The organism is Cohnella rhizosphaerae (assembly GCF_029525575.1).
Lineage (GTDB): Bacteria > Bacillota > Bacilli > Paenibacillales > Paenibacillaceae > Cohnella > Cohnella rhizosphaerae.
On record NZ_JAPDIA010000003.1, the window covers coordinates 1,454,142 to 1,478,699 of the forward strand.

Annotated in this window: 19 protein-coding genes and 1 pseudogene; 16 read left to right on the forward strand and 4 right to left on the reverse strand. The window is 62.4% G+C overall.

Annotated features, from left to right (window positions below; all coding sequences use genetic code 11):
* The first annotated feature begins 4 nt into the window (after nt 1-4).
* The 4 genes from OMP40_RS12260 to OMP40_RS41555 are packed head-to-tail and all read left to right on the forward strand — an operon-like array spanning nt 5 to nt 3,862.
* On the forward strand, nt 5-1,798 hold the full coding sequence (locus OMP40_RS12260; protein ID WP_277531653.1) for a carbohydrate binding domain-containing protein: 1,794 nt from the start codon (nt 5-7) through the stop codon (nt 1,796-1,798).
* Nucleotides 1,716-2,138: a hypothetical protein gene (locus OMP40_RS12265; protein WP_277531654.1), complete on the forward strand. Its 423-nt coding sequence runs from the start codon at nt 1,716-1,718 to the stop codon at nt 2,136-2,138. The genes OMP40_RS12260 and OMP40_RS12265 overlap by 83 nt, the downstream gene beginning before the upstream one ends.
* Nucleotides 2,139-2,178: 40 nt before the next feature.
* The gene (locus OMP40_RS12270) at nt 2,179-3,777 is read left to right on the forward strand and encodes an alpha-galactosidase (RefSeq protein ID WP_277531656.1); all 1,599 of its coding nucleotides are present in this window, start codon (nt 2,179-2,181) and stop codon (nt 3,775-3,777) included.
* Nucleotides 3,701-3,862, forward strand: coding sequence for a GH36 C-terminal domain-containing protein (locus OMP40_RS41555; RefSeq protein WP_420871965.1), 162 nt, complete (start codon nt 3,701-3,703; stop codon nt 3,860-3,862). The genes OMP40_RS12270 and OMP40_RS41555 overlap by 77 nt, the downstream gene beginning before the upstream one ends.
* Before the next feature lie 167 nt (nt 3,863-4,029).
* Here OMP40_RS41555 and OMP40_RS12275 read toward each other — a convergent pair whose 3' ends face one another.
* Together OMP40_RS12275 and OMP40_RS12280 are read right to left on the reverse strand one after the other, a co-directional pair.
* Nucleotides 4,030-5,493 (reverse strand): LuxR C-terminal-related transcriptional regulator, encoded by a 1,464-nt coding sequence (locus tag OMP40_RS12275; protein ID WP_338131157.1) that lies wholly within the window; start codon nt 5,491-5,493, stop codon nt 4,030-4,032.
* Nucleotides 5,402-6,709, reverse strand: a complete 1,308-nt coding sequence (locus tag OMP40_RS12280; protein WP_277531658.1) for a MalT transcriptional regulator family protein — start codon at nt 6,707-6,709, stop codon at nt 5,402-5,404. The genes OMP40_RS12275 and OMP40_RS12280 overlap by 92 nt, the downstream gene beginning before the upstream one ends.
* A 182-nt stretch (nt 6,710-6,891) precedes the next feature.
* Here OMP40_RS12280 and OMP40_RS12285 point away from each other — a divergent pair, with 182 nt between their 5' ends.
* Together OMP40_RS12285 and OMP40_RS12290 are read left to right on the forward strand one after the other, a co-directional pair.
* Nucleotides 6,892-9,213: an S-layer homology domain-containing protein gene (locus tag OMP40_RS12285; protein ID WP_277531660.1), complete on the forward strand. Its 2,322-nt coding sequence runs from the start codon at nt 6,892-6,894 to the stop codon at nt 9,211-9,213.
* 916 nt (nt 9,214-10,129) lie between these two features.
* Nucleotides 10,130-10,813 carry a queuosine precursor transporter gene (locus tag OMP40_RS12290; RefSeq protein WP_277531662.1) on the forward strand — a complete coding sequence of 228 codons (684 nt, stop codon included), beginning with the start codon at nt 10,130-10,132 and terminating at the stop codon, nt 10,811-10,813.
* 82 nt (nt 10,814-10,895) lie between these two features.
* On the opposite strand, the gene OMP40_RS12295 is transcribed toward OMP40_RS12290, so the two are convergent.
* Together OMP40_RS12295 and OMP40_RS12300 are read right to left on the reverse strand one after the other, a co-directional pair.
* A complete protein-coding gene (locus OMP40_RS12295) occupies nt 10,896-11,891 on the reverse strand; it encodes an acrylyl-CoA reductase family protein (protein WP_277531664.1) in 996 nt (331 codons plus the stop codon).
* A gap of 105 nt (nt 11,892-11,996) precedes the next feature.
* Nucleotides 11,997-12,413, reverse strand: coding sequence for a TlpA family protein disulfide reductase (locus OMP40_RS12300; RefSeq protein WP_277531668.1), 417 nt, complete (start codon nt 12,411-12,413; stop codon nt 11,997-11,999).
* A gap of 485 nt (nt 12,414-12,898) precedes the next feature.
* Between OMP40_RS12300 and OMP40_RS41560 the strand changes: the two are divergent.
* From OMP40_RS41560 to OMP40_RS12350, 10 genes and pseudogenes are all read left to right on the forward strand, one after another.
* A pseudogene (locus OMP40_RS41560) lies at nt 12,899-14,084 on the forward strand (MFS transporter).
* 854 nt (nt 14,085-14,938) lie between these two features.
* A complete protein-coding gene (locus OMP40_RS12310; RefSeq protein ID WP_277531670.1) occupies nt 14,939-15,907 on the forward strand; it encodes an ABC transporter permease in 969 nt (322 codons plus the stop codon).
* A gap of 18 nt (nt 15,908-15,925) precedes the next feature.
* Entirely contained in the window at nt 15,926-16,822 is an 897-nt protein-coding gene (locus tag OMP40_RS12315; protein ID WP_277531671.1) for a carbohydrate ABC transporter permease, read from the forward strand.
* 147 nt (nt 16,823-16,969) lie between these two features.
* Entirely contained in the window at nt 16,970-18,754 is a 1,785-nt protein-coding gene (locus tag OMP40_RS12320) for an extracellular solute-binding protein (protein ID WP_277533141.1), read from the forward strand.
* A gap of 201 nt (nt 18,755-18,955) precedes the next feature.
* On the forward strand, nt 18,956-19,357 hold the full coding sequence (locus OMP40_RS12325) for a hypothetical protein (protein WP_277531673.1): 402 nt from the start codon (nt 18,956-18,958) through the stop codon (nt 19,355-19,357).
* Between the two features lie 10 nt (nt 19,358-19,367).
* Nucleotides 19,368-20,711 carry a sensor histidine kinase gene (locus OMP40_RS12330; protein ID WP_277531674.1) on the forward strand — a complete coding sequence of 448 codons (1,344 nt, stop codon included), beginning with the start codon at nt 19,368-19,370 and terminating at the stop codon, nt 20,709-20,711.
* Entirely contained in the window at nt 20,689-22,119 is a 1,431-nt protein-coding gene (locus OMP40_RS12335; RefSeq protein WP_277531676.1) for a response regulator transcription factor, read from the forward strand. Before OMP40_RS12330 ends, OMP40_RS12335 begins: the two co-directional genes overlap by 23 nt.
* On the forward strand, nt 22,116-23,234 hold the full coding sequence (locus OMP40_RS12340) for an extracellular solute-binding protein (RefSeq protein WP_277531678.1): 1,119 nt from the start codon (nt 22,116-22,118) through the stop codon (nt 23,232-23,234). The genes OMP40_RS12335 and OMP40_RS12340 overlap by 4 nt, the downstream gene beginning before the upstream one ends.
* On the forward strand, nt 23,212-23,853 hold the full coding sequence (locus OMP40_RS12345; RefSeq protein WP_277531680.1) for a type 2 periplasmic-binding domain-containing protein: 642 nt from the start codon (nt 23,212-23,214) through the stop codon (nt 23,851-23,853). Before OMP40_RS12340 ends, OMP40_RS12345 begins: the two co-directional genes overlap by 23 nt.
* Before the next feature lie 199 nt (nt 23,854-24,052).
* Complete coding sequence (locus OMP40_RS12350) at nt 24,053-24,511, forward strand: RrF2 family transcriptional regulator (protein WP_277531682.1); 459 nt, start codon at nt 24,053-24,055, stop codon at nt 24,509-24,511.
* The last annotated feature ends 47 nt before the right edge of the window (nt 24,512-24,558 follow it).

A 24,558-nucleotide genomic window follows, 5' to 3' on the forward strand; every position in this document is an offset into this window, starting at 1 on the left:
TCGGATGAGGAGCTTAAAACGATTGTCCGCGATACTGGCCATTGCTTTGCTGTTCCAGGCGCTGTCGAGCGCCTTTTACCCGGAGCGCGCCGCCCGGGCGGCGGTGCCCGCCAACAATACCGTCGCGAACGGTTCGTTCGAGGCCGGATCGGGCGGCTCCGCTTCGGGCTGGTCGCTGGCGGGCAGCCATGCCAGGGCGAGCGACCGTTCCCATGAGGGGACATACGGCTTAAAATCGACGGGGACGTCGACGGCCGTCAGCTCGATCGCCGTTAATGTCGTTCCGCAGACGACGTACAGGATCTCCGTGTGGATCTATAAGGAGAACAACGACGGGACGGCTTATGTCGATATGAACGACATCGGAGGCGAAGCGCAAATCGGCACGGGGGTCGGTCTGGGCGGGGGCCAATGGTCATATTCGGAGACAGTCTGGAACAGCGGCAGCCTGACCGCCATCCAGTTCCGTGCCGTCACGGACGCTTCGCCGACGGGGGCGATCTGGTTCGACGATATCCGAATGGTCCCGGTCTCGACCGGCAGCGTGCTGGGCAACGGCTCGTTCGAGGACGGCACGGGAGCGAGCGCGACGGGCTGGACGCTCCACGGGCAGCATCAGCGCAGCGCGGATCGTTCCTACGAGGGCAGCTACAGCTTGAAGTCGACCGCGACAACGACGAGCGCATCGAGCATAACGACTACGGTGCAGCCCAACGTTACGTATTTGCTGTCGGGCCGGATCTACAAGGACAACGGCAACGGTATCGCCTATATCGATATGAACGACATCAGTCAAGAAACGGAAATCGGCGTGGACAACGGACAAGGGGCCGGCGTATGGACGTACGTGGAGGGGCTCTGGAACAGCGGTTCGAACACGAGCGTGACGCTTCGTGCCGTCGTCGACGGCACGCCCACGGGCGCCATCTGGTTCGACGACATCCGCTTGGTGCCGCAATTGACAGGCAACGATCGGGTCAGCAACGGCTCCTTCGAGATCGGCAGCGGTGCAAGCGCTTCCGCATGGACGCAGCACAGCCAACATGAGCGGTCCGACGACCGCGCGCACGACGGGAATTATTCGCTTAAATCGACTGCGACCGCGACAGCCGCATCCAGCACGGCAGCGGCCGTCGAGCCGAATACGACCTACAAGGTGTCGGCGTGGATCTACAAGGAAACGTCCGCGGGCACCGCCTATGTCGATATGAACGACAGGAGCGGAGAGGTTCAGATCGGCGTCGGCGTGGGTCTCGGCGCAGGCGTCTGGACATACGCCGAAGCGTACTGGCAGAGCGGGTCGAGCACGTCGATCACCGTTCGGGCGGTGACGGACGGCTCGCCGACCGGCGCGATCTGGTTCGACGAGATTCGGATCGCGCCCATCCAGGCTGCCGCAGGTCTGCCGGAGAACGGAAGCTTCGAGTTCGGCGACACCGCGGCGGCGGACGCATGGACGCAGGCGTCCGGTCATGCGCGGTCGGACGACCGGACGCATGACGGCAACTACGCGCTTAAAGCTTCGTCGACCGGCACGGCCGTCAGCACGCAGGACATCGACGTCGATCCGAATACGGATTATGTCCTGTCGGCCTGGATCTACAAATCTTCGGCATCGGATGTCGGCTATCTGGATCTGGGCGACATCGCGGGAGAGCCGCAGTTCGGCTCCGATGCGGGCGTCGGCGGGGGGCGAATGGCGGCATGTGCAGCAAGTGTGGAACTCGGGCTCCCATACGTCCGTCACCCTGCGGCTGGTCAGCGTCATCTCGAGCGCCGGCCAGGCGGTCTGGTTTGACGACGTGCGCGTGCAGCCGTATTGGGAGCTGGCGACGGGCGATACGGAGATGACCTTGACCGTGCTGTATCAACGTCCTGCCGTCTCGTCGCTGAAGTCGGCCGGCTCGGCGGACAACTGGATCGCATCGGAGTCGACGGTACCGCTTCTCGGTCGGGTGGATATCGGCGGCGTTCCGTACGTCGTCGACTGGGAATACGAGAGCGCTTCGGTCGACGCCTCCGCCGGCAAAAAAAGTAACGCTGACCTTTGCAGCCGGAACGCCGGATCTGACGCTGCGCTCCATCTGGTGGGCGAGAGCGGGAGCGGGGCCGATCGAGCATTGGATCGAGATCGATAACGCCACCGGACAAAAGATAACGGTATACCCGCAGGAATCGTTGGCGCTTGAGGTGCAGCCGGAGGCGGCATCCACGCTATGGCGATTCCACAAGGAGAGCGGAGAGCCCGACACGGTAGGCTTGTACAACGATGCGTTGACGGCCTCCCAAAGCTACAGCGCCTGGACGAATACGAACCAGGATTTCAATTCAAACGGCTTCATCCCGCTCGTCTTCGTCGACGAGGGCGGGGATAGAGGCGTGTACGTCGGTTGGGAGTGGCCGGAAGGACGCATTCAGGCGTCGACGGCCGGCACGGGCTCGCCGCCGTCCGTCACGCTGCGGGCGGGCGTGCCCGACGATTTTAAAACGGATATTCCGGCGGGCGGCGTTTACGAGATACCCTCCGCCTACCTCGGCGTCTACGAAGGCGACGTAGACCGGGGGAGCAACATTTTCAAAAGATGGTTCTTCGAGAACAAAGCGCCCGCCAAGACGCGTACGGACACGCGCGAGCCGTATACGCAAATGGCGGAAATGCTCATGGGCCAGCATTACGATCTCGCCAGCTGGGGCGTCGACGCGCTGCAATGGGATTACGGCTGGTGGCCGGGCGCCGCCTCCGGCGGGTGGAGAACCGGCGAAGGCGATTGGCGGCTCGGCAACCCGGGATATTACGAGGGCCTCGATATGAGAGGCATCTCCACCTGGGAAGAATACGGGCAGGCGCTGGAGGACGAGAATCTCGAATACACGAACTATTTCCTGCTGCATGACGGACTGTCCGCGGATGCCGACGCACTGACGTCGATCGGTACGAACGGCCACCCGGCTTGGTTTTCCAACCGGCAAATATCCGCGGGCGCGAGTGCCGATCTGGGCGACGAGGATGCCGTCGACTTCATCAAGCAGCGGCTGCTCGAGGTGATGACGGACAATCATATCGATACGTACAGGAGCGACTTCGAGCCGATCGTCCGCTCCAGCGACAAGCTCAACCGGCATCAGTATGCGTCGGACGTGCAATACTGGGCGGCCAAGGGCTTTTACGAGGTGCTGGACTATATGTACGACAACTTGCCCGGCTTCCGCTACGAAAATAACAGCTCGGGCGGCAGCCTGAAGGATTATGCCACTTTATCGAGATCCAGCGTCGTCGTATACAACGATTCGGCGAATTATGAAGACATTCGGCAGACGTTCTATACGACCTCATACGCCATCCATCCGGCGCAGATGATTTCATACGTGAATCCGGACGTGTTCTCCAGCATTGCGGGCGAAGACGACTATGGATGGAGAAGCGTCATTCTGAGCGCCATGCATATCGCTTCGCCGGGCGCCCTGGGCGGACACTTGCCGTACAACGAGGAGCTTTACGCCGAAAAGTATTACGGCATGTTCCGCGACCGGCTTCGCCCGCTCGTGCGCAATGCGGACCTGTACCATATTCTGCCGCGTCCGGACGGGATTCACTGGGACGGCGTGCAGTATTTCGATCCCGACGTCGACGATTCGGGGGGCGGTGGCCGGCGTCGCCTTCTTGTTCAAGCCGACGAATACGGACGGCTCGACCAAGACGATCGCCTTCAAAGGTCTCGATCCTGCGGCGACTTACGATGTCGTATTCGAAGACCGCGTGTCGCAAAATACGACTAAAACCGGCGCGCAGCTGATGGCCGGACTCAGCGTTACCCTGTCGGAAACCCGCGGGTCCGAGATGATCTGGCTTGAAATCCCGTAACTGGGTGCCAAACAGGAATTGAGCGCCGAGGCAAAATGAAAAGATCGCCGATTCCGCCGGGCCTTTCGGGCCTGGCGGAGGGCGATCTTTTTCCGTAGCTGGAGCGGGTAGCGAGGACGGCAGGGTCGCGGGCGCTGGTGGGCAGCTTAACGTTCGGAAGGCCGCGCTCAATCCAGCAGCCGCAGCTCCCGCGCGCGGCTCAGCGCCTGCGTGCGCGACGAGACGCCTAGCTTGGCGTAGACACGGCTCAGGTACACCTTGACGGTACCCTCCGTCAATTGAAGCTTAGCGGCCGACTCGCGGTTCGTCGCGCCCCGATCGAGCTCCTGCAGCAGCGCCAGCTCCTTGTCCGTGAGCGGCTCGATGAGCCGCTCCCCGTCGAGGCCGTCCCCGGCGGCCGATACGCCCGCCGCTTCGAGCTCCGCCCCCAGCCTTGCGACGAGGCCGTCGACGTACGCCTTCGATACGCCGCCGCGGGCCTTGTCACTACCCGGCGCCTCGTTGCCGGCCAACGCACCGTCGCCGGCCAACGCCTCTTCGCCGTCGCCGCCGTCTTGCAGCCGCTTGGCGCGGTACGCCCGCAGCAGCGCAAGCATCGGCTTGCCTTCGCCGGCGAAGCTGCGCACATACCCGTTCGCCGCGCCTGCGGCGAGCGCCTCGTGCAGCCGGTCCAGGCCGGCTTCGCGCCTGCCGCGCTGCCATTCGAGCAAGGCGCACAGCACCGCCGCATCCACCATCGTGATGAGGCTGCGTTCGCGTGCGCCCAGCGCGGCAAGGCCTTCCAGCAGCTTCAGCGCTTCCTTTTCCTTGCGCCTGGCGCCGAGCAGTCTGGCGAGCGTCATATATTCCGTTTCCCGATACAACGCCGGCGCGTCGGCGGGCGAGACGCCGGTCCGCTTCAGCAGCCGCTCCGCGCCGGCAAGGTCGCCGTCGGCCAGCGCGAAGCGAGCTTCGTAAGCGGCAAGCGGCAGCTCCCATCGCGGCTCTCCCCATTCGCGGGCCGTATCCGCCGTCGCTTGCAGCAGCGCCCGCGCTTCTTCGCCGCGTCCGCGAGCCAGAAGGCATCGCGCCATCGTGATCCGGCAGGGGACGTACAGACCCGCGCACCGTTTCAGATGAGCGACCTTCTCGACCTCTTTCAGCAGCGAATCCGCCTCGGACAGCCTGTCCCACTCGAAGTAGCCTTCGGCGACGGATTGAATCACGTATTGCGAGAACAGCGATTGCTTCCATCCATGAGCGTTCATGATGTCCACCATGCGCAGTGCGATGATGTCCGTATTCGGCGGGATCGCCCCGTTTAATCCGAACAGCGTGCGTCTGACCAGCGGCTCGCTGCGATTGTAGTTCAAGTTGTAAAACAGCGGGCTCTCCGGCAGCATGTCCGGAATGCGGTCGGCGAACTTCAACCATTGGTCGTAGTCGCCGGTAGAGAAGGCGTAGTTGACTTTGACGAAAAACAGGCCGCTCTGCAATTGTCCGCGCCGTTCGTCGTCGGGCAGCGTTTGAATGTCTCGCTCGAGCGAGACGAGCGCGGCTTCAGCAGCAGGGTATTGCCCGGTGACGACAAGCGCGAACGCGCGAAGCAGATGCAGCTCGGCTGGCAGCGACGAAGGCGAGATGGCGCCCATCCAGCGCAGCAGCGTCGAAAATTCGCCGCGTCCAAGCACGCCGTAAAGATGACGCTGCAGCAGGTCCGCTGCCAATTCGTCGTTGCCCCCCTTGGATGACCTGCTCCATCGCTTCGTCGTGCAGGCCGAGCTCGCTGAATCGCAGCGCCGCGACGCGGGAGAGCCGCCGCGCGCGCGCAGGATCTTCGCCAAGCAGCAGTTCCTTCAGCATGTCGCGGAAAATATGGTGATACCTGAACCAAACGCCGCCGTCGTCCAGCGGCACGAGAAACAGGTTGCGGCTGCGCAGCTCGCCCAGCATGCGGACCCCGTCGTCGCGGCCGGTCAACGCGTCGCATATGCTTGCATCGAACCGCTCGGCCACGGACGTGTCGAGCAAAAAGCGTCGCAATTCGCCGGGCAGCCGATTCAACACCTCTTCCGTCAAATACGCCATAATGTTGTCATGGCCGCCAGCCGCTTGTCCGGCGGGCCGGTCCAGCGTCCGCAGGTCGTTGCTCTCGAGCGAAACGGACAGGAGCTGGACGATCGCCGCCCAGCCCTCTGTCCAGGCCATGATCCGGTCGAGCTGCTCCGCCGTCAGGCTGAGCTTGGCCGTGTGCTCGCAAAAACGGCGCGTCTCTTCGGCCGTAAAGGTCAGTTCGCCGCCGGCGATCTCGGTGCTCTGGCCGCGCGCCCGCCACTTCGCGGCTTTGACCGGGGGCTGCGTGCGGCTCGCCAGGATCAAGTGAGCGCCCTCGGGCAGATGATCGATAAAATAGGCGAGGCTGTCGTGAATTCGCGCTTCGTGAACGGCGTGATAGTCGTCCAGCGCGATCGCGAGACGCTGCCCGGCGCGCGCGGAAAAGTCGTCTATTTCAAGAAGGAGCATGTCCATCATCGTCTCGCGCGAGACGTTCGGATACGCATCGAGAAGCGGAAGCGCCCGCTGCGGAAGCTCGGCGATGACGGCGCCGATCGATCGGATCAAATAACGCCAGAACTTGGCCGGATCGTTATCCGTGTCGTCCAGCGACAGCCATGCCGCGGGGCACGCCCGTTCCGTCAGAAACTGGGCCAGCAGCGTCGTCTTGCCGAAGCCGGCCGGCGCGACGAGCAGCGTCAGCCTGCCGCGGACGGCAAGTTCCATGCGGTCGAGCAGTCTCGTCCGGACGACGCCGTCGCGGCGAACGGGAGGGATGCGTATTTTTGTTCGCAGAATGATATCGGAAGGCACTTTGGCTACCTCGATTCGACAGGATTGGTGTCAATCTTATACTGTCTAGAAAGTATTCGGCGCGCGGGGGGGACATATCCTTTTGCCGGATGCTGTCGAAAGTTAACGAAAGTAAATCGATTCTCTCCGGCTTCACTGGTAGGATAGGCACCAGAAGAATGCGCGAAGAGAGGATGATCGAGGTGGCATGGGGAAAAGGAGTCAGGCTGTCGGCGTGCGCGCTGGCGCTGTCCATGCTTGGTACGGGTTGGGGAAGCGCGGCTTCTTCGGCTGCCGGGCTTCAGGGGCATTGGGCCCAGGACACGCTGGACGCATGGGTGAATAAAGGCTGGCTGGCCGGCGCCGGGAGCGGCGGTCAGCAGCCGGACCAGCCGGTCACGCGCGCGGAATTCGCGACGCTCGCCGTCCGCGCCTTCGGGCTGCAGGCGGACGGTGCGGGTACGGGGACGGGTACGGGGAAGTATAGCGACGTTCGCGCGGGGAGTTGGTATGCGGGGGCGATCTACGCGGCAGCGGGCGCAGGGATCCTGTCGGGTTACGGGGACGGCACGATTCGCCCGTCCCGCAGCGTCACGCGGGAAGAAGCGGCGGTCGTGCTCGCGAAGCTGGACGGGGTGGCGGAAACGGGAGCGGCTGAACCCGCGTTTTCCGATGCGTCGGAACTTCGGTCGTGGAGCAAGGCGTCCGTCGCTTCGGCCGTCTACGCGAAGCTGCTCGGCGGCTATCCCGACGGCACGTTCCGGCCGGCCAGGGCGATGACCCGCGCCGAAGCGGTCGTGGCGCTGGACAAAGCCTGGGCGCTGCGCGAGCGGACGCGCACGACCGTATACGACAAAGCCGGCGTCTACGGACCTGCCGAGGGCACGCAGGAGATCGCCGGCAGCGTGTCGATCGCGGCGCCGGGCGTGACGCTGCGCAACACGGTCGTCCGCGGCGATCTGACGATCGGGGCCGAGGTCGGCGAGGGCGACGCGCTGCTTGAGGGCGTCACCGTCGACGGGAAGCTGAACGTCGCCGGAGGCGGCGAGCACAGCGTACATCTGACGGACGCCAAGCTGGGACAAGTCGTCGTCAACAAGCTGGCCGGCAAGCTGCGGCTCGTGCTGGGAGGCGCGACGTTCATTTCGCAGCTTGATTTCCGTACGCAAGGTTTGCTGGTCGTGCCCCCGGGCTCGTCCGTAGGCAGCCTGAACGCGTTTGCGATCATCTTCGTTACGGGCTCGGGCAACATCGGCAATGCCCGCCTGTTCGTATCCGGCTCGTCGTTCGAACATCCGCCGGGCAGCGTGGAGAGGGAAGCGGGCGTATTGCTCCAAGGCGAGACCGGGGCGACCGGAGGAAGTGCGTCGTCCGGCGGACCTGCGCCTACGGCGACGCCGTCGCCGAGCGCCGAGCCAAGCCCGTCGCCGTCGCCAAGCGAGAGCCCGAGCCCGTCGCCGTCGCCGAGCGCCGAGCCAAGCCCGTCGCCGTCGCCGAGCGCCGAGTCGAGCCCGTCGCCGTTGCCGAGCGCGGAGCCAAGCCCGTCGCCGTCGCCGAGCGCCGAGCCAAGCCCGTCGCCAACGCCCGGCCCGGTCATCGACGGCATAGCGGAAGGTCAAACGTATCCGGCAACCGTGACGCCCAGGCTCGGCGAGGGCAGCGATATCGCATCCGTCACGTTGACCAAGGACGGCGAACTCGTCGCGGACTATGAGCTCGGCGGCGAGCTATCCGAGACGGGAACCTACGTTTTGACTGCAACCAATGCAGTCGGCGGAGAGACGGTCATTCATTTCAAGCTCTCGGCAGACGTGAAGCTGGAGATGACGGATTATAATTACGAGGAAGAATACCTTACCGTTAACGTAACCGCGACAAACGTAGGGTTGAACTTAATCAACGCCGTAAATGGCGTTGAGCTGACCTTGCCGGGATACGATGGGGATGAAATGTACGTCGACTACGAGCACGAAATGGGACGCGACAACTTTACGATGAGACGGATCGAGGGCACCGACCGTTTTGTGGGGAATTTTCCCGAGGATCCTTATTCGCTACCCTCAGGCATGGGTCTCCACATTGTATATTCGGTCTGGATCGGCAAATCCACGGTTGACCGAGATCTATCGTTCAAAGCGTGGGTCGGCCACGTATCCGCGCCAACCGAGGCGGACGCGCTCTTCAAGCTGGCGCCGACGAATATGCATGTGCCGTACGACTTCATTAAGACAATCGACGACCTCTCGGTCGACCTGCTCGGCGAAAATACCGGCTCGCAGGTTCGCCTTTCCTTTACGGAGCCGCTGGGCAATGATGGCTTGTTGCTGCTGGTCACGACGGGAAACAGTGTCACGGTGTGGGAGGCCAAAGACCTCGTTTGGTCTGCGGACAGCGTCCTAGTTTCCAATCTGGCCGAAGGCGTGGAATACCAGTTCGAATTAATCGTGAGCGCGGGTTATTACCGGGGACGGTCCAACGCCGTCGCGTATACGCCGCTGTCGGCGCTGCCACCGCCTTCCGAATAGCTTGCAGTAACGTGTAAAATCCGGCTGCCGGGTTGCCGACAGGGGCAATCGCGACAGCCGGATTTTTTTTGACATATCAAAAGGTAAAACATTCGGGGTGAAGCTTAGACTTCACCCTTTTCTTAATTACAAGGGACGACCGAGACGCAGCGACGCCCGGAGCGAGCGGATTTGTTCCTACATGGGACTGCCGTGAAGCAGCGACGCCCGGAGCGAGCGGATTTGTTCCTACATGGGACTGCCGTGAAGCAGCGACGCCCGGAGCGAGTGGATTTGTTCCTACATGGGACTACCGTGAAGCAGTGACGCTTGGCCCGAGCGGATTTGTTCCTACATGGGACTGCCGAGACGCAGCGACGCCCGGAGCGAGCGGATTTGTTCCTACATGGGACTGCCGTGAAGCAGCGACACCCGGAGCGAGCGGATTTGTTCCTACATGGGTCTGCCGTGAAGCAGCGACGCCCGTCCCGAGCGGATTTGTTCCTACATGGGACGACCGAGACGCAGCGACGCCCGGAGCGAGTGGATTTGTTCCTACATGGGACTGCCGTGAAGCAGCGACGCCCGGAGCGAGCGGATTTGTTCCTACATGGGACTGCCGTGAAGCAGCGACGCCCGGAGCGAGCGGATTTGTTCCTACATGGGACTGCCGTGAAGCAGCGACACCCGGAGCGAGCGGATTTGTTCCTACATGGGACTGCCGTGAAGCAGCGACGCCCGGAGCGAGCGGATTTGTTCCTACATGGGACTACCGTGAAGCAGCGAAGCTTGGCCCGAGCGGATTTGTTCGCGGCGGAGGCGTTGACATTTCCGCTGTCGCGACACAGCCGCTATGCTATAATGGTAGGCATTGCTCCGGGACACGGAGCCGCGGTTCGAGACCTCCCGCGTCATCAAAACTAGGAGGAAGTCCAATATGTTCAACCTGCTCTGGGGCGCGGGATTCGTCGCGGTCAACTTCGCGCTGTTCCTCGTCTGCTACCGCCTGTTCGGCAAGAACGGGCTGTACACCTGGATCGGCGCGGCGACGCTGCTGGCCAACATTCAGGTCGTCAAGACGATCGAGATCTACGGCATCGTCATGACGCTCGGCAATACCATTTACGCAACCATTTACCTGACCACCGACCTGCTGAACGAGAAGTACGGGGAAAAGGAAGCGCGGAAGGCGGTCTGGTTCGGCTTTTTCACGATGCTCATGTCCCTTATCATCATGCAGATGGTGCTTCATTTCAAACCGGGCGCCGACGACTTCAGCCAGGAATCGCTGGAAATCATCTTCGGCATGACGCCGCGGATCGTAATCGGCAGCCTGTGCGCTTACTTCGTGAGCCAGTTCCTGGACGTTCGCATTTTCAGCCGTCTGAAGGTCGCGTATCCGAGCCGCTCCCAGCTTTGGATCCGCAACAATGGCAGCACCGGGCTCAGCCAGCTCGTCGATACGCTCATTTTCAGCTCGATCGCCTTTATCGGCCTGTATCCCTGGGACGTCTGGTGGGAGATCGCCATCACGACCTACGTGCTGAAGTTCGTCATTTCCGCCGCGTCGACGCCGGTCATCTATTTGGCGCGGAGCTTCAAGTTCGCGGATGAACGATAAATTTATAAAAAAAAGAAAGCCGAGCGCGGCCGATTCGCGCCCGGCTTTCTTTTATTGGCACCCTTCGCCGTCACGGCCTTCGTCACAGCTTCACGATCACGCGGCCGCGCATCTCGCCGCGCAGGATGGCGCGGAGCGCTTCCGGCAGCTCCTCGAGCGTCGCTTCGCTCGCGATCTCGTCCAGCAGCCCGGCGGGCTTCATGTCGCCGGCCATCCGCGCCCAGACGCGCTGACGCTCCGGCATCGGGCATAGCACCGAGTCGATGCCGAGCAGCCTCACGCCGCGCAGGATGAACGGATAGACGTTCGGGGCGAAATCCGCGCCGCCCGTAAATCCGCTCAGCGCGACGCCGCCGCCGTAGCGGACGGTGCCGAGCACGTCCCGCAGCGCGGGGCCGCCGACCGGGTCGACGACCCCGGCCCAGCGCTCGCGCGCAATCGCCTTGCCTTCGGGCATGCGCAGCGCCTCCGGCGGCAGGAGCTCGCTCGCGCCGAGCCCGCGCAGGAAGGCCTGCGCCTCGGCATCGGCCTTGCGCGAGCTGGCCGCCACCTCGTAACCGAGGCCCGCGAGCATCGAGACCGCGACGCTGCCGACGCCGCCGGTCGCGCCCGTCACCAGCACGGGCCCTTGTCCGGGCGCGAGGCCGGCCTCCTCCAGGCGAAGGACCGACAGCGCGGCCGTGAAGCCGGCCGTGCCGAACGCCATCGCCTCACGCGCCGTCAGACCGGCGGGCAGCGGGACGACCCAGTCGGCCGGCACCTGTGCAAGCTCGGCATAGCCGCCGTCCGCGGATACGCCGAGACCGTAGCCGGTGACGAGCACCGAGTCGCCTTCGCGGAACCGCGCGTCCTTCGAGGCTGCGATCGTGCCGGCGAGGTCGATGCCGGGCACATGCGGATAGCGCTTCACGACGTTGCCGCGCGGACTGACCGCGAGCGCGTCCTTATAGTTCACGCTGGAGTACGAGACCCGGATGCGCACATCGCCGTCCTGCAAAGGCGGCGCTTCGAGCCGTTCGACCGAGGCGAGCACCTCTTCGCCACTTAATCTTGCTACCAAAGCCCGATATTGTTCCATGTCGCATGCCCTCCCCGGCGGTCATTATCCTTCATTATTAATCGCTTTGGGACAGGTTGCAAGAACATAGCGGCGTATGCGAGAGGCGATCGGAGGGATTAACCGCTAATCCGCCGGCTTGAGCAGCGCCTCGATGCGTCGCGCGAACGCTTCCTCGTCGAGCGCGCCGAGCGCTTCGTCCGCGACGACGCCCTGCGCATCGATGAACAGCGTCGTCGGGATCGGCCGGATGCGGTACAGCTCTCCGACGGTGCCCAACCGATCGAGCAGCACGGGGAACGAGAATCGTTGATCGGTTGCGAAGGATCTCGCGGCGGCTTCGTCGTCGGAGGCGGTCAGATTGACGGCAACGACGGTCGCTTGTTCTTTATAACGCGCTGCCGTCTTGACGAGGGCCGCGGCTTCTTCCCTGCACGGACCGCACCACGAAGCCCAAAAATTCAGGACGACGGGTTTGCCCCGGTAGTCCGACAAGGAATGCGTAGCGCCGTCCAAGCCTTCGAGCGAGAAGTCCGGGGCCATGGCCAGAAGCTTTGGCGCCGCCGGACGTGCCGAGACCGAGACGTTCCGGACGGCGGCGTCTTCGCGCGCATGCGTTCCCGAAGCGGGGGGACTCGCGGCCTAGCGCGGGTCCGCGGTGAAGCAGCAACAATCCGATCGCAGCCGTCACGAAGACGGCGAGCATCGCCCAATCGCGAATGACTTGCTTATGCACGTTAAGTCCAGCCTCCCGATGTCGCAAGCTTAAAGAAGTTCCCGCAGACGAACGCGCGGGAGCGCCCCACTTGTCAATATGTCCGCTTCCACCGCAGGCAATCCCTCGGCCGCCCGGTCAACATGCTTTATTCCGATGGCCCCGATCGATATTGTTCGCTTGACTTCAACGCCAGCGGCTCCTAAACTTTAATCACATCAAGCGGAAAATCCGAAAGAAGGAATCATTCATGGCATCCACCGCATCGACGCGGGCCGAGCCGGGCAGCGCCCGCGACGCCTCGCTCGCCGTCATGCCCGTGCTGCTCTGCATCAGCTTCGTTCATATGATGAACGATTCGATGCAGGCGGTCGTCCCGGCGATGTTCACCGTCCTCGAAAAGTCGCTGAGCCTTTCGTTCGCCCAGGTAGGCTGGATTACGTTCGCGCTCAATATGACGTCGTCGGTCATGCAGCCGGTCGTCGGCTCCTATACGGATAAAACCGCGCGTCCCTACCTGCTGCCGCTCGGCATGTGCCTCAGCCTGATCGGCATGGTCGGCATCGCCTTCGCGCCGGCGTTCTGGAGCGTGCTGCTTGCGGTTATGTTCATCGGTCTCGGCTCGTCCATTTTCCATCCCGAAGGCTCGCGCGTCGTCTACTTCGCGGCAGGCGGCAAGCGGGGGGCTCGCCCAGTCGATCTACCAGGTCGGCGGCAATGCCGGCAGCTCGCTCGCGCCGCTCATGGCCGCGGCGATCTTTATCCCCTTCGGCCAACGCGGCGCGGTTTGGGGGACGTTGTTCGCGGCCTTCGCCATCGCGGCGTTAATGTGGCTGACGCCGTGGTACAAGAGACAGCTGACCGCCTGGCGGGAGAAAAGCGAAGCGGCCGGCGCGAAGCGAAAAGCGGGCGCCGCGGCGCCCGCCGAGCTGACGAACCACCCGCGCGCGCTTTTCGCCATGACGCTGCTCGTCTTCATCGTGTTCGGCCGCTCCTGGTACCATTCGGGCATCAGCGGGTTTTACCAGTTTTACCTGATCGACCATTACGGCTTGTCCAAATCGTCCGCGCAGATCCCGCTGTTCCTTTTCCTCGCCACCGGCGTGGCCGGCACCTTCTTCGGCGGGGTCATGGCGGACCGGATCGGGCTGAAAAAAATGATCGTGCTCTCGATCGTCGGCGCATTGCCGTTCTCGCTCGCGCTGCCGTATCTGCCGCTGTGGGCCGTCTATCCGGTCATCGGGATCATGGGCTTCATCCTGCTGTCCGGCTTCTCCGTCGCGGTCGTCTACGCGCAGCACCTGCTGCCGACCAAGGTCGGCATGGCCTCCGGCCTCACGACCGGCCTTGCCTTCGGCATGGGCGCCATCGGCGCTGTCGTGCTCGGCAAAGCCGCGGACGTCTACGGCATGTCCGATGTCATGCGCACGATCGGCATTCTGCCGGTCGTCGGCTTCCTGGCCATGCTGCTGCCTTCCGACCGCAAACGCGTCGCTTAGCGCCGCATAGCTAGTTTGGCTCGCTCACCCGAGCGTCTTCGACTTCGCCTCAGGCGGAGAGAGGGCGCTCTTTTTTATCGTTGGCACCGCCGTTATCCCGCCAAACAAATTTCATGCAGTTCCAATAACGGTCATCACCAATCATCACCACCGCTATTCCGCCAAAAAATCTTGCCGCCGATAGTGCCCATAGGCGCTTATCGGCGCCTCCCCGAGCGTCGCAGATGCGGCGATAGTGCCCATAGGCGCTTATCGGCACCTATCCGAGCGTCGCAGATGCGGCGATAGTGCCCATAGGCGCTTATCGACAAGCGTTTTATCGTTTTTCCGTGTAACACTGCTCTCGGGTGGAAGTTTCTGCGGAGTTGCAGGGTTTTTCCCCTACAACCCCATGCTCGCCAATAGGTCGCCACCGCAGCTATCCGCTCAAAACCCTATGCCGCTTTATGGTCGAAAATCCCGTTCCTGTGCGAAGGGGATATCGTTAAAACGCGCAAAAACAGCCGGCAAAGAAGCCCAGCCGACGATTTTCCTACTCAGACAGCGTGCTGGAGCGGGCCATCCTTCGCCTCATCCATTGCCGAGGGTAGAATTTCGTACGCGCGCGGCAGAATTTCGTTCGATGTCTCGCGACAGCTGTCACATACGCTAAAACCGTTTTGTATCCCCTTACATAGGCCGCGGTAGCTACAATAAGAGGCGTAGAAGAGAGGGAAAGGCTCCGGCAGCCGCCGAATGGAAAACGATTTCCGTCCATCCGCGAGACGCTGCGCAGCTTCGTTCCCTCGCAAGCTAGCCGGCCGTCAAGGCTGAAGCCGCAGGCGGCGCCTTGCCACCCCAGAAGGAGGAATCTTATGAATTCGGCTGCCGGCACCTCGCCGCATCCCCAGACCGTCGCTCAACCCGTCTCGCGAAAACGCGGCATTACGGAACGTTACCGATTGTTTTTGTATGCGCTTCCTTTCCTGGTGCTCGTGTTCGTGTTCAGCTATATGCCGCTGTACGGCTGGATTTACTCGCTTTACAATTACCGTCCCGGCTTCAAGCTGAGCGATACGCCGTTCGTCGGCCTGCAGTGGTTCCGCTCGATCTTCGCCAATCCGACGCAGACCCAAGAGGTGCTGCGGGTCATGAAGAACACCGTCGCCATGAGCGCCCTCGGTATTCTGACTTCGGTTCTGCCGGTCGCCTTCGCGATTCTGCTGTCGGAGATCAGATCGATGCGCTTCAAGAAAACGGTGCAGATCCTTACGACGCTGCCCAACTTCATCAGCTGGGTGCTCGTTTATGCAATCGCCTTCATGATGTTCAACGTCGACAACGGCCTGATCAACAAGCTCATGATCGAGCTCGGCTTGCAGGACCGCGGCTTCAACTACCTGGCGAACGACAGCCATACCTGGCTCGCCATGATCCTGTGGGCTACCTGGAAAGGACTCGGATGGGGCGCGATCATGTACATCGCCGCCATCACCGGGATCGACCAGGAGCAGTACGATGCCGCGAAGGTCGACGGCGCGGGCCGCTTCCGCCAGATGTGGAACATCACGGTGCCCGGCATCATGCCGACGTACTTCGTGCTGCTGCTGCTCTCGATCGCCAACTTCATCAACAACGGGATGGAGCAGTACTTCGTCTTCCAGAACCCGATCAACAAGGATCACATCGAAGTGCTCGATCTTTACGTGTACAACACGGGCATGCTCGGCACCAATTTCTCGTTCGCGACGGCCGTCAGCATGCTGAAGTCGATCATCAGCATCGGGCTGCTGTTCTTCGCCAACCGCCTTTCCAAGTGGGTCCGCGGCGAATCGATCATCTAAGCAAAGGAGGGACCGAACTTGAAGATCCGCAGCTCGACCGGGGACAAAGTATTTCACACGTTTAACTATCTGGCCTTCGCCATCTTCACGCTGCTGTGCCTGTTCCCGTTCTACTATCTGTTCATCAACACGATCAGCAGCAACGACTTGAGCTCGAGAGGGCTCGTGATGTGGTACCCGAAGGACATTCACTTCAACAATTACATCCAGGTGCTAAAGCTTAAAGGGCTGTCGCAGGCCGCACTCGTCTCCGTCGGACGGACGGTTATCGGTACCGTCGCGACGGTAGCGGGCTCCGCGTTCCTCGGCTACATTTTCACCAAGCGCAAGATGTGGGCCCGCACGTTCTGGTACCGCTTCATCATGATCACGATGTACTTCAACGCCGGCATCATCCCTTGGTACGTCATCATGCTGAAGCTGCATATGACGAACAACTTCCTGGCTTACATCCTGCCGATGATCGTCTCACCGTTCTACGTGATCCTGGTCAAAACGTTCGTCGAGTCGCTGCCCGAGGTGCTTCAGGAGTCGGCAGAGATGGACGGCGCAGGCACGATGACGCTGTTCTTCCGCATCATTATGCCGCTCATCATGCCGATCGCCGCCACGATCGCCATCTTCTCCGCCGTGACGCAGTGGAACTCCTTTATCGACACCGTGTTCCTCATGACCGACCAGAAGTACTACACGCTTCAGTTCGTGCTCTACAAGTATCTGAACGAATCCAACTCGCTCGCGGCCATCATCCGCAGCAGCGGAGGCGCGGCCAACGTCGACTTGTCCAAAATGCAGACGGCGACCTCGATCCGCACGACCGTCTCGATGATCGTCGTCATCCCGATCCTGTTCGTGTACCCGTTCTTCCAGCGGTTTTTCGTCAAAGGCATCATGATCGGCGCCGTCAAGGGCTAAGGCCGAACGGCGGCCAGCCACTCCCGGCGGGCTCCATTTAAGGAGGTGAATCCGGAGCCCGCGATGTGACCGGAACGACTGACCGCTCCATGTCAGGCCGAACGACCAATAGCTATCTATTAAAGGGAGGACTACCCCGTGGTTCAGATGAAAAAGAAAAAAGCGCTAACCGCATCCGTCGCCGTGCTGCTCGCAGCCAGCCTTGCAGCCTGCTCCGGCGGCAACAACAACGCTTCGCCGTCCGCCGCGCCGTCCGGCTCGGCATCGTCCGGCGCTTCTGCAAGCGCTTCTGGATCGAGCGCGCCGCAGCGCGACGCCTACAAGATCGACGTGTTCTCGATGCTGTCCAATTTCTCGGGCGAGCAGCAGGGCTGGTTCGCCAAGGTCGTCAAGGACAAGTTCAACCTCGATCTCAACATCATCTCCTCGAACCTCGAGGGCGGCGGCGACGTGAAGTTTTCCGCGATGATGTCGGCGGGCAATCTGGGCGACCTCGTCGTGTTCGGCGACGACGGCCAGAAGTACCAGGACGCGATCAAGGCGGGCATGCTGCTCGACTGGACGCAGGACGGCCTGCTCGACAAGTACGGCCAGAACCTGACCAAGTATGCGCCCAAGGCGATCGAGAAAAACAAGGTCAACTTCGGCGGCGGTTCCAAAGTATACGGCATTGGCTTTGAGGTCGGCGAGGGCGAAGGTCCTTCGGAAGGCAAGGACATGACCTACAACCCGAACCTGCGCTTCGACCTGTATCAGAAGGCCGGCAGCCCGAAGATCACAAAGATGGAAGACTATCTCCCGGTGCTGAAGAAGATGCAGGAGCTTGAACCGAAGAGCGATTCGGGCAAGCCGACCTACGCTTTCTCGATGTGGCAGGATTGGGACGGCAATATGATGATGAATACGAAGGCATGGGCGGGGCTGAACGGCTTCGACGAGGGCGACGGCTTCAACCCCGGCGGCTTCACGCTGATCTCGGCCGACAAGAACGAAGTGCAGGGCGTGCTTGACGAAAACGGCTTCTACATGCGCGGCCTGAAGCTGTATTTCGACGCGAACCAGATGGGGCTCGTCGATCCCGACTCCATGACGCAGAAGTTCGACGACGTCGTCAACAAGATGACGGACGGCCAGCTCCTGTTCACCTGGTTCCCGTGGCTGAACACGTACAATACGCCCGAGCGTCTGGCGGAAGGCAAGGGCTTCGCGCTCGTGCCGTTCGAAGAGGAACGCACCTTCTCCTACGGCTACAATCCGTACGGCGGCAACCGCATCTGGGCGATCGGCGCCAAGGCCAAGCATCCGGAGCGCGTGCTCGAATTTATCGACTGGCTGTATAGCCCGGAGGGCACCATGGTCGCTAACTACGGACCGGAAGGCATGGCTTGGAAGCTGGAGGGCGGCAAGCCGGTGCTGACGGACTTCGGCAAGCAAGCATTACCATCCAATCCGACGGCAGTGCCGGACGAATTCGGCGGCGGCACTTGGAAGGACGGTCAGAATCAGATCAACAATTCGACCCTCAAGCTGACGAGCATCAACCCGGAAACCGGCGAACCGTATGACTATACGCTGTGGACTTCAACATTGGCCCAAGCGCCGAACAAGCTGGAGGAAAGCTGGCGGGCCGCGATGGGCGGCGCGACGAGCGCCAAGGAATACCTGCTGAAGAACGACATGATCGCGGTCAACAAGCAAATTTTCACCGGCACGGCGCCGGAGGTCATCTCCGACGAGCTGTCGCAGAAGCAGGGGCAGGTCGCGCAGGTCATTAAGCAATATTCCTGGAAGATGGTGTTCGCGAAAAACGAGGCCGAGTTCGACAAGCTGAAAAAGGAAATGATCTCGAAAGCCAAAGGCCTCGGCTACGACGACGTCTACAACTGGAACAAATCGCAAAACGAAAAGGTGTTCGAATACCGCGCCAAGTAAGAATCGAAGCCACTGTATGACTGAAGCTTATCGCCGCCCCCGACCGGGTCGGCGATAAGCTTTTCGGGCATCGCGGGCGAGGAAATGGCTTCCGCTGTCGGGAACCCGCGTTATTTGTTAAAATAGTAAGCGTATACAGGGCGGCGAGCCCGACGCAACGAGAGGGGATGCACGCAACTGTTTTTGTCGCGATATTTTAAAATGCCTCATCCCTTCAAGTCCGGCACGCTGAGGCGCACGCTCGTCATCTATTTGCTGATCGCCTGCCTGTTCCCGCCGATTCTGTTTTCCGCCTATACGTATTCGTCGCTTCACTCCATACTGACCGGCAAGATCCGCAGCGGCATCGACGCTAGCCTCAAGCAGGAGGCGACGGGGATGGAGAACATGCTGAACGACCTGGACTTCGTCTCCAAGCAGTTCGCGCTGGACGGACGGCTGGTCGAACTGGTCAACGGTTATCTGAAAACAAGCCAGACCTACGACAAGGCGGAGATCAAGCAGGATATCGAGGACAGCCTGAACCTGGTCAACTTCACGAGCCCGAACGTGGGACTTACCGTGTACTACATGCCGAAAGCCGCGGAGCCCGTTCTTTTTTAATAACCTGCCGGTGATCGGCGGATTCACGATCGACGGCCTGCCGCCGTTCGTGCAATACAAGGGCGCCGTCTTCCACGGACCGCACCGGACGCAGTACAAGAACAGCGACAATACGGTCATCTCGTCGCTGCGCGTCGTGCGCACGGAGCAGCAGACGCCTGTCTACATTTATCTGGAGTCGAACTACAACCTGTTCCGCAAGATTCTGAACAGCGCGCTCTACGGCATGAAGGTATCGCATTACGTATTCGACGAGGAAGGCGACGCGCTGTTCGCGGACGACGGCGAGCCGCCGCTCGATCCGAAGCAGCTGCGCTACGAAGAGATCGCGGCTTCGGACGGCGGACCGTATCGCGGCTACTATCTGTTCGGCTACGAGAGCCCGCAGGGCTGGAAGCTGATGACGGCCGTCAGCAAAAACGAATTCAACCGGGAGATCAACGACTGGTTCCGGCGGCTGGCGCTGCTGTTCGCCTTCGCGTTCGGACTCGCGATCGTGCTCGCGATGCTCGTCTGGCGCAAAGTATACGGGTCCATCCGCAAGGTGAACCGCGAGATCGTCCGCATGACCCGGGATCGGGAGGCGCCGGTCCAATATATGCAGGTGGAGGAGTTCGACCAGCTCCTCGGCAGCTTCCAGGACATGAAGACGACGGTCAACGGCTTGATCGTCGAGATCGGCCAGAACGAGCGGGCGAAGTATCAGCTGGAGACGGAAAAGCTGCTGAGCCAGATCAATCCGCATTTTCTCCACAATACGCTGAACACGGTGCAATGGGTCGCCAGAGCGGGCGGCCAGGAGGAGATCGACCGGATCGTGACGCTGCTCGTCCAGGTGCTTCAATACAACATGGGAAAAAACAGCCTGATCGTCACCGTCGGCCAGGAGCTCGAGGCGCTGCGACATTATATCGAGCTGCAGAGCTACCGCTACGAGGACGAGCTGGCCTTCGGCATCGTCGTAGAGCCGGGCACGGAGTCGATCGCGATGCCGCGCTTCCTGCTTCAGCCGCTCGTGGAAAACGCGATCTATCACGGGCAGAGCGAGGAGGGCGGCGAGATCCGCGTCGTCGTCGAGCGGGAGCCGGACGCGCCGGGCATGCTGGCGCTCCGGGTGACGGACAACGGTCCAGGCATGAACGAAGAGACGCTTGCCGGGCTGCTCGAAGGCGAGGGCGCTTCCCGGACGGGGATGGGCATCGGGCTCAAATACGTCAAGCGGCTGCTGGAGAGCTATTACGGCAGCGGCGATCTGCTGCGCATCCGCAGCGCGCCGGGAGAAGGCACGACGCTGTCCGTGCACATACCGATTCGAAGCGAGGTGGAGCTCTATGATCAAAGCGCTGGTCGTTGACGACGAGAAACGGGTGCGTCGCGGATTTATCGCGCTGGCGGACTGGTCCGCCTACGGCATCTCCATCGTCGGCGAGGCGAAGGACGGGGCGTCCGCGCTGGCGCTGCTCGGCGAGCGCGAGATCGACATGATGTTCGTCGATATCGGCATGCCGGGCATGTCCGGCTTCGAGCTGATCGACCAGGCGAGGAGCCGCTATCCGAAGACGAAGGCAGTCATCCTTACCTGCTACCACGAGTTCGATTATGTCCAGGAGGCGCTTCGAATCGGCGCGATCGACTACATCGTCAAGACGCTGCTCAACAAGAGCAACGTGGACGAGACGCTGCAGCGCATCGTCAAGCGGTTCGAATGGGAGCGGCGCCATACGGCCGGCGGCGCGCAGCGGCCGTTCGAGGCGGCCATGGTGCTGGCGCCCAAAGGACGCGCGGCGAGAGACGATACGCCGCCCGCAAGCCTGGCGCCCGAAGGCAAGCCGCGCCGCGTAGGCGGCGGCCTGTGGCTCTGGTCCGCGCAAGCCGAGCAGGCGGAATCTTGGCTGCGCGAGCTGCCGGCGCACGTAGCCGGCAGATGGCACGCGGCGCTCGTGACCGCGGGCGCGGACGATCGCGTCTCGGCGCGGGAGGCGGAGCGCGCGATCGCGGAGCGGCTGCCGGTGCGTTTGTTCTACCGCGGGAGCGGCGACGCGGGCGATCGCGCGATCGCGCTGAACGAGCTCAAGATTGACGCGGGGCCGACGCCCGCGGAGCTCGACGCGGCGTTCGCGGAGTGGTCCGAGTGCCGCTGGCTGCTGTACGGCGAGGACTGGCGCAAGTTCGTCCTGCAGATCGAGCAATGGCAGATCGACCCGGCGCGCCTGCAGGACTGGCTCCGATCGCTCGCGGCGGAATGGGCGCCGTACCTGGGCTGGCGCGGCGGAGCGGGAGACGGGGCAGGGCTGGCGGACGTCCTCGGGGATCCGGAGACGCTGCACGATTGGAAGCAGTGGAAAAGCTGGCTGTCCGCGGCGGCGCATCTTACCCAGCAGCGGCTCGCCGAGCTGTCGCTGTCGCGAGAGGTGTTCGGCAGCCTGATCCGCGCGGTGCTCTACATGAAGGGCAACGCGGGCCGCGACCTGAACCAGGACGAGGTGGCGCGCCGCATCGGCATGAGCCGCAGCTACTTCAGCCAGTGCTTCAAGAAGTTCGCTTCCGGAGAGGCGTTCGGGGATGCGCTCCGCAAGCTTCGGCTGACGGCCGCGAAGGCGCTGCTCGTCGGGACGGACTTGCCCATCCGGGACATCGCCGGACGGGTCGGCTTCGAGGACGACAAGTATTTCAGCCGTCTTTTCCGCGACCGCACGGGGCTGCTTCCATCCGAATACCGGAGCGCGGGGCAGGAGCTCCAGCATGAAGGAGGCCGCCCGTGAACGCCGCCAAAAACAAACGAGCCCGCGTCGCCGACGAGGGAGTGGGCGGCGCGCGAACCGCCGGTACGCGGAGAATCGCCGCCGCATCGAAGGTTGCAGTCGCGTTGGCGGCTTGCGCGCTGTCGTTGACCGCCTGCTTCGGCGGTGACGGCGGCAAGGCCAAGGACGACGCCGCCGCGAGCGTCGATCCGGCTGACCGCGAGGCGTTCGCCAGGTACGATACGCCGGTCACGCTGCGCATTCCGCATCAATATTCGGACATCGCCCTGCCCGAGGGAGATACGAGCGAGAACAACTTCGTCAGCCGGTATCTCGGCGAGCAGACGGGCATCTCGATCAAGTACGCGTGGGAGACGCCGAGCGGCGTGCAGTATGCGTCCACGATGAACTACGCCATCCGCAGCGGAGACTTGCCCGACGCCTTCGTCGTCGACCGGCAGCAGTTCCGGGAATTGAAGCAGGCCGGCGAGCTGGCCGATCTCACGGAAACGTACAGCCAGTACGCGTCCGCGCTCGTCAAGTCGATCTACGATGCGACCGGCGGCAAGGCGCTGCAGGAGGCGTCGATCGACGGGCGACTGTACGGGCTGCCCAACGTCGCGATCGAGGCGGACGCGCCGACGTACCTGTGGGTGCGTCAGGACTGGCTGGACAAGCTGGGCCTCGCGCAGCCGAAGACGCTGGACGACATTGCCAGGATCGCGAAGGCTTTCAGACACATCGATCCGGACGGCGATGCCAAGGCGGACACGGTCGGCATTCCGGTGGATCGCGGCATGGTCTTCGGGGGAGAAGACCGGCAACAACGGGCTGAACGCCGTGTTCGCGGCCTTCGGCGCCTACCCGCGCAAATGGATCGCGGGCTCGGACGGCCGGCCCGTGTACGGTTCGGTGCAGCGCGAGGCCAAGGAGACGCTCAAGCTGCTCGCCGAGTGGTACAAGGAAGGCGTGCTGGACATGCAGTTCATGCTGCGGCAGGACGCGCAGGATCTGGTGGCGGACAACAAGACGGGCATCTTTTTCGGACCCTGGTGGGCGCCCTATTATCCGTTGTCCAAGTCGGTCTCGCAAGACACGAAAGCGGACTGGCGGGTGTATGCGGTACCGGTGGATGACAATGGGCGCTTTAACGTAAGCGAATCGCCGGTCACCGACCGCTATCTGGTCGTCCGCAAAGGCTACGAGCATCCCGAAGCCGCGCTCAAGCTGCTGAACGTGTTCACGCGGATCGAGCGCAACCAGGACCCGGGCGCCAAGAGCTTGCTGGCGGCGACGGAGCAGCTTGACACCCAGCTCCGCAATTATTATCCGTTCGACCTGCTGCTCGACTATCCGGATGCGATCGCCCAGCGGCACGACCGCTTGACCAAGGCGCTGGCCGGCGAGCTCGATCCAGGCCAGCTGGACCAGGAGACGAAGCGGCTGTACGACGATTCGCTGACCGAGCGGGAGTATCCGCGCAAAAATCTGGACGCATGGAGCGGCTCGACGGCCTATCAGCAGTGGGGCAGCGTCGGGCGGGCGGAGACGGTCAAGATCGAGAGCTTTTTCGCCGATCCGCCGCCGTCGCTCGCGGCCATGTGGACGAACCTGCTGAACCTCGAGCTGGAGACTTATGCGAAAATCATCACGGGAGAGCTGCCGCTGTCGGCATTCGACGATTACGCGCAGCGCTGGCACGCGGAGGGCGGCGACAAGATGACGGAGGCGGTGCGGGAGGCGAATCGCGGATAGGGCGCCAGATTGGCGCTGCTTCGCCTTGAGGACAGGGGAGATAGCCGGAAAAACCGAGCCGTGCTGAGATGATCAGGGCCGCTTTGACGGCAGCCCTTCGCATGGGTATCCGACCGGGGAGTCCCCTTGCATAGAGACATCGCATGCCCGATGCGCTATACTGTGTAAATGAGCGAGTACGCCGGATGGAGGTGTGTTTATGCCAGTCGATAAATGCGGAGGCGTGGCGACGCCGAGATGGTTCGGATACGCATTACAGTCTCTCGTTTACTTGGCCCATCACGCCGATCGGGACGACCGCTGTCCAAGCGGAGAGATCGCCGGAGGGTGCGCCACCGAAGCGACGTTGATGAGGCGCATTCTGTCGCGGCTCGCAAGGGCGCAGATCGTCGGCGCCCGGGAGGGCAGGGAAGGCGGGTATTTCCTGCTCAGGCCGCCCGAATCCATTACGCTCGGCGAAGTGTATCGCGCCCTTGAGATCGCCGAGCCGCTGCACAGCGGAATGCTGGACAGCGCGGACGACTGCACGGCGCTCGGTTCGGGCATGAAGGAAGCGTTCGGCGACGTCATTCGAGAGACCGAACGCAGGATGATGGAAGTGCTCGACGGCCGCACGATCGCGGACATGATCGGGCAGGTATTCGGGCAAAAGGTATAATGCGGCGGGCGGCGCGGCCGCCCTACATAAACGGCGGAAAGGACGAG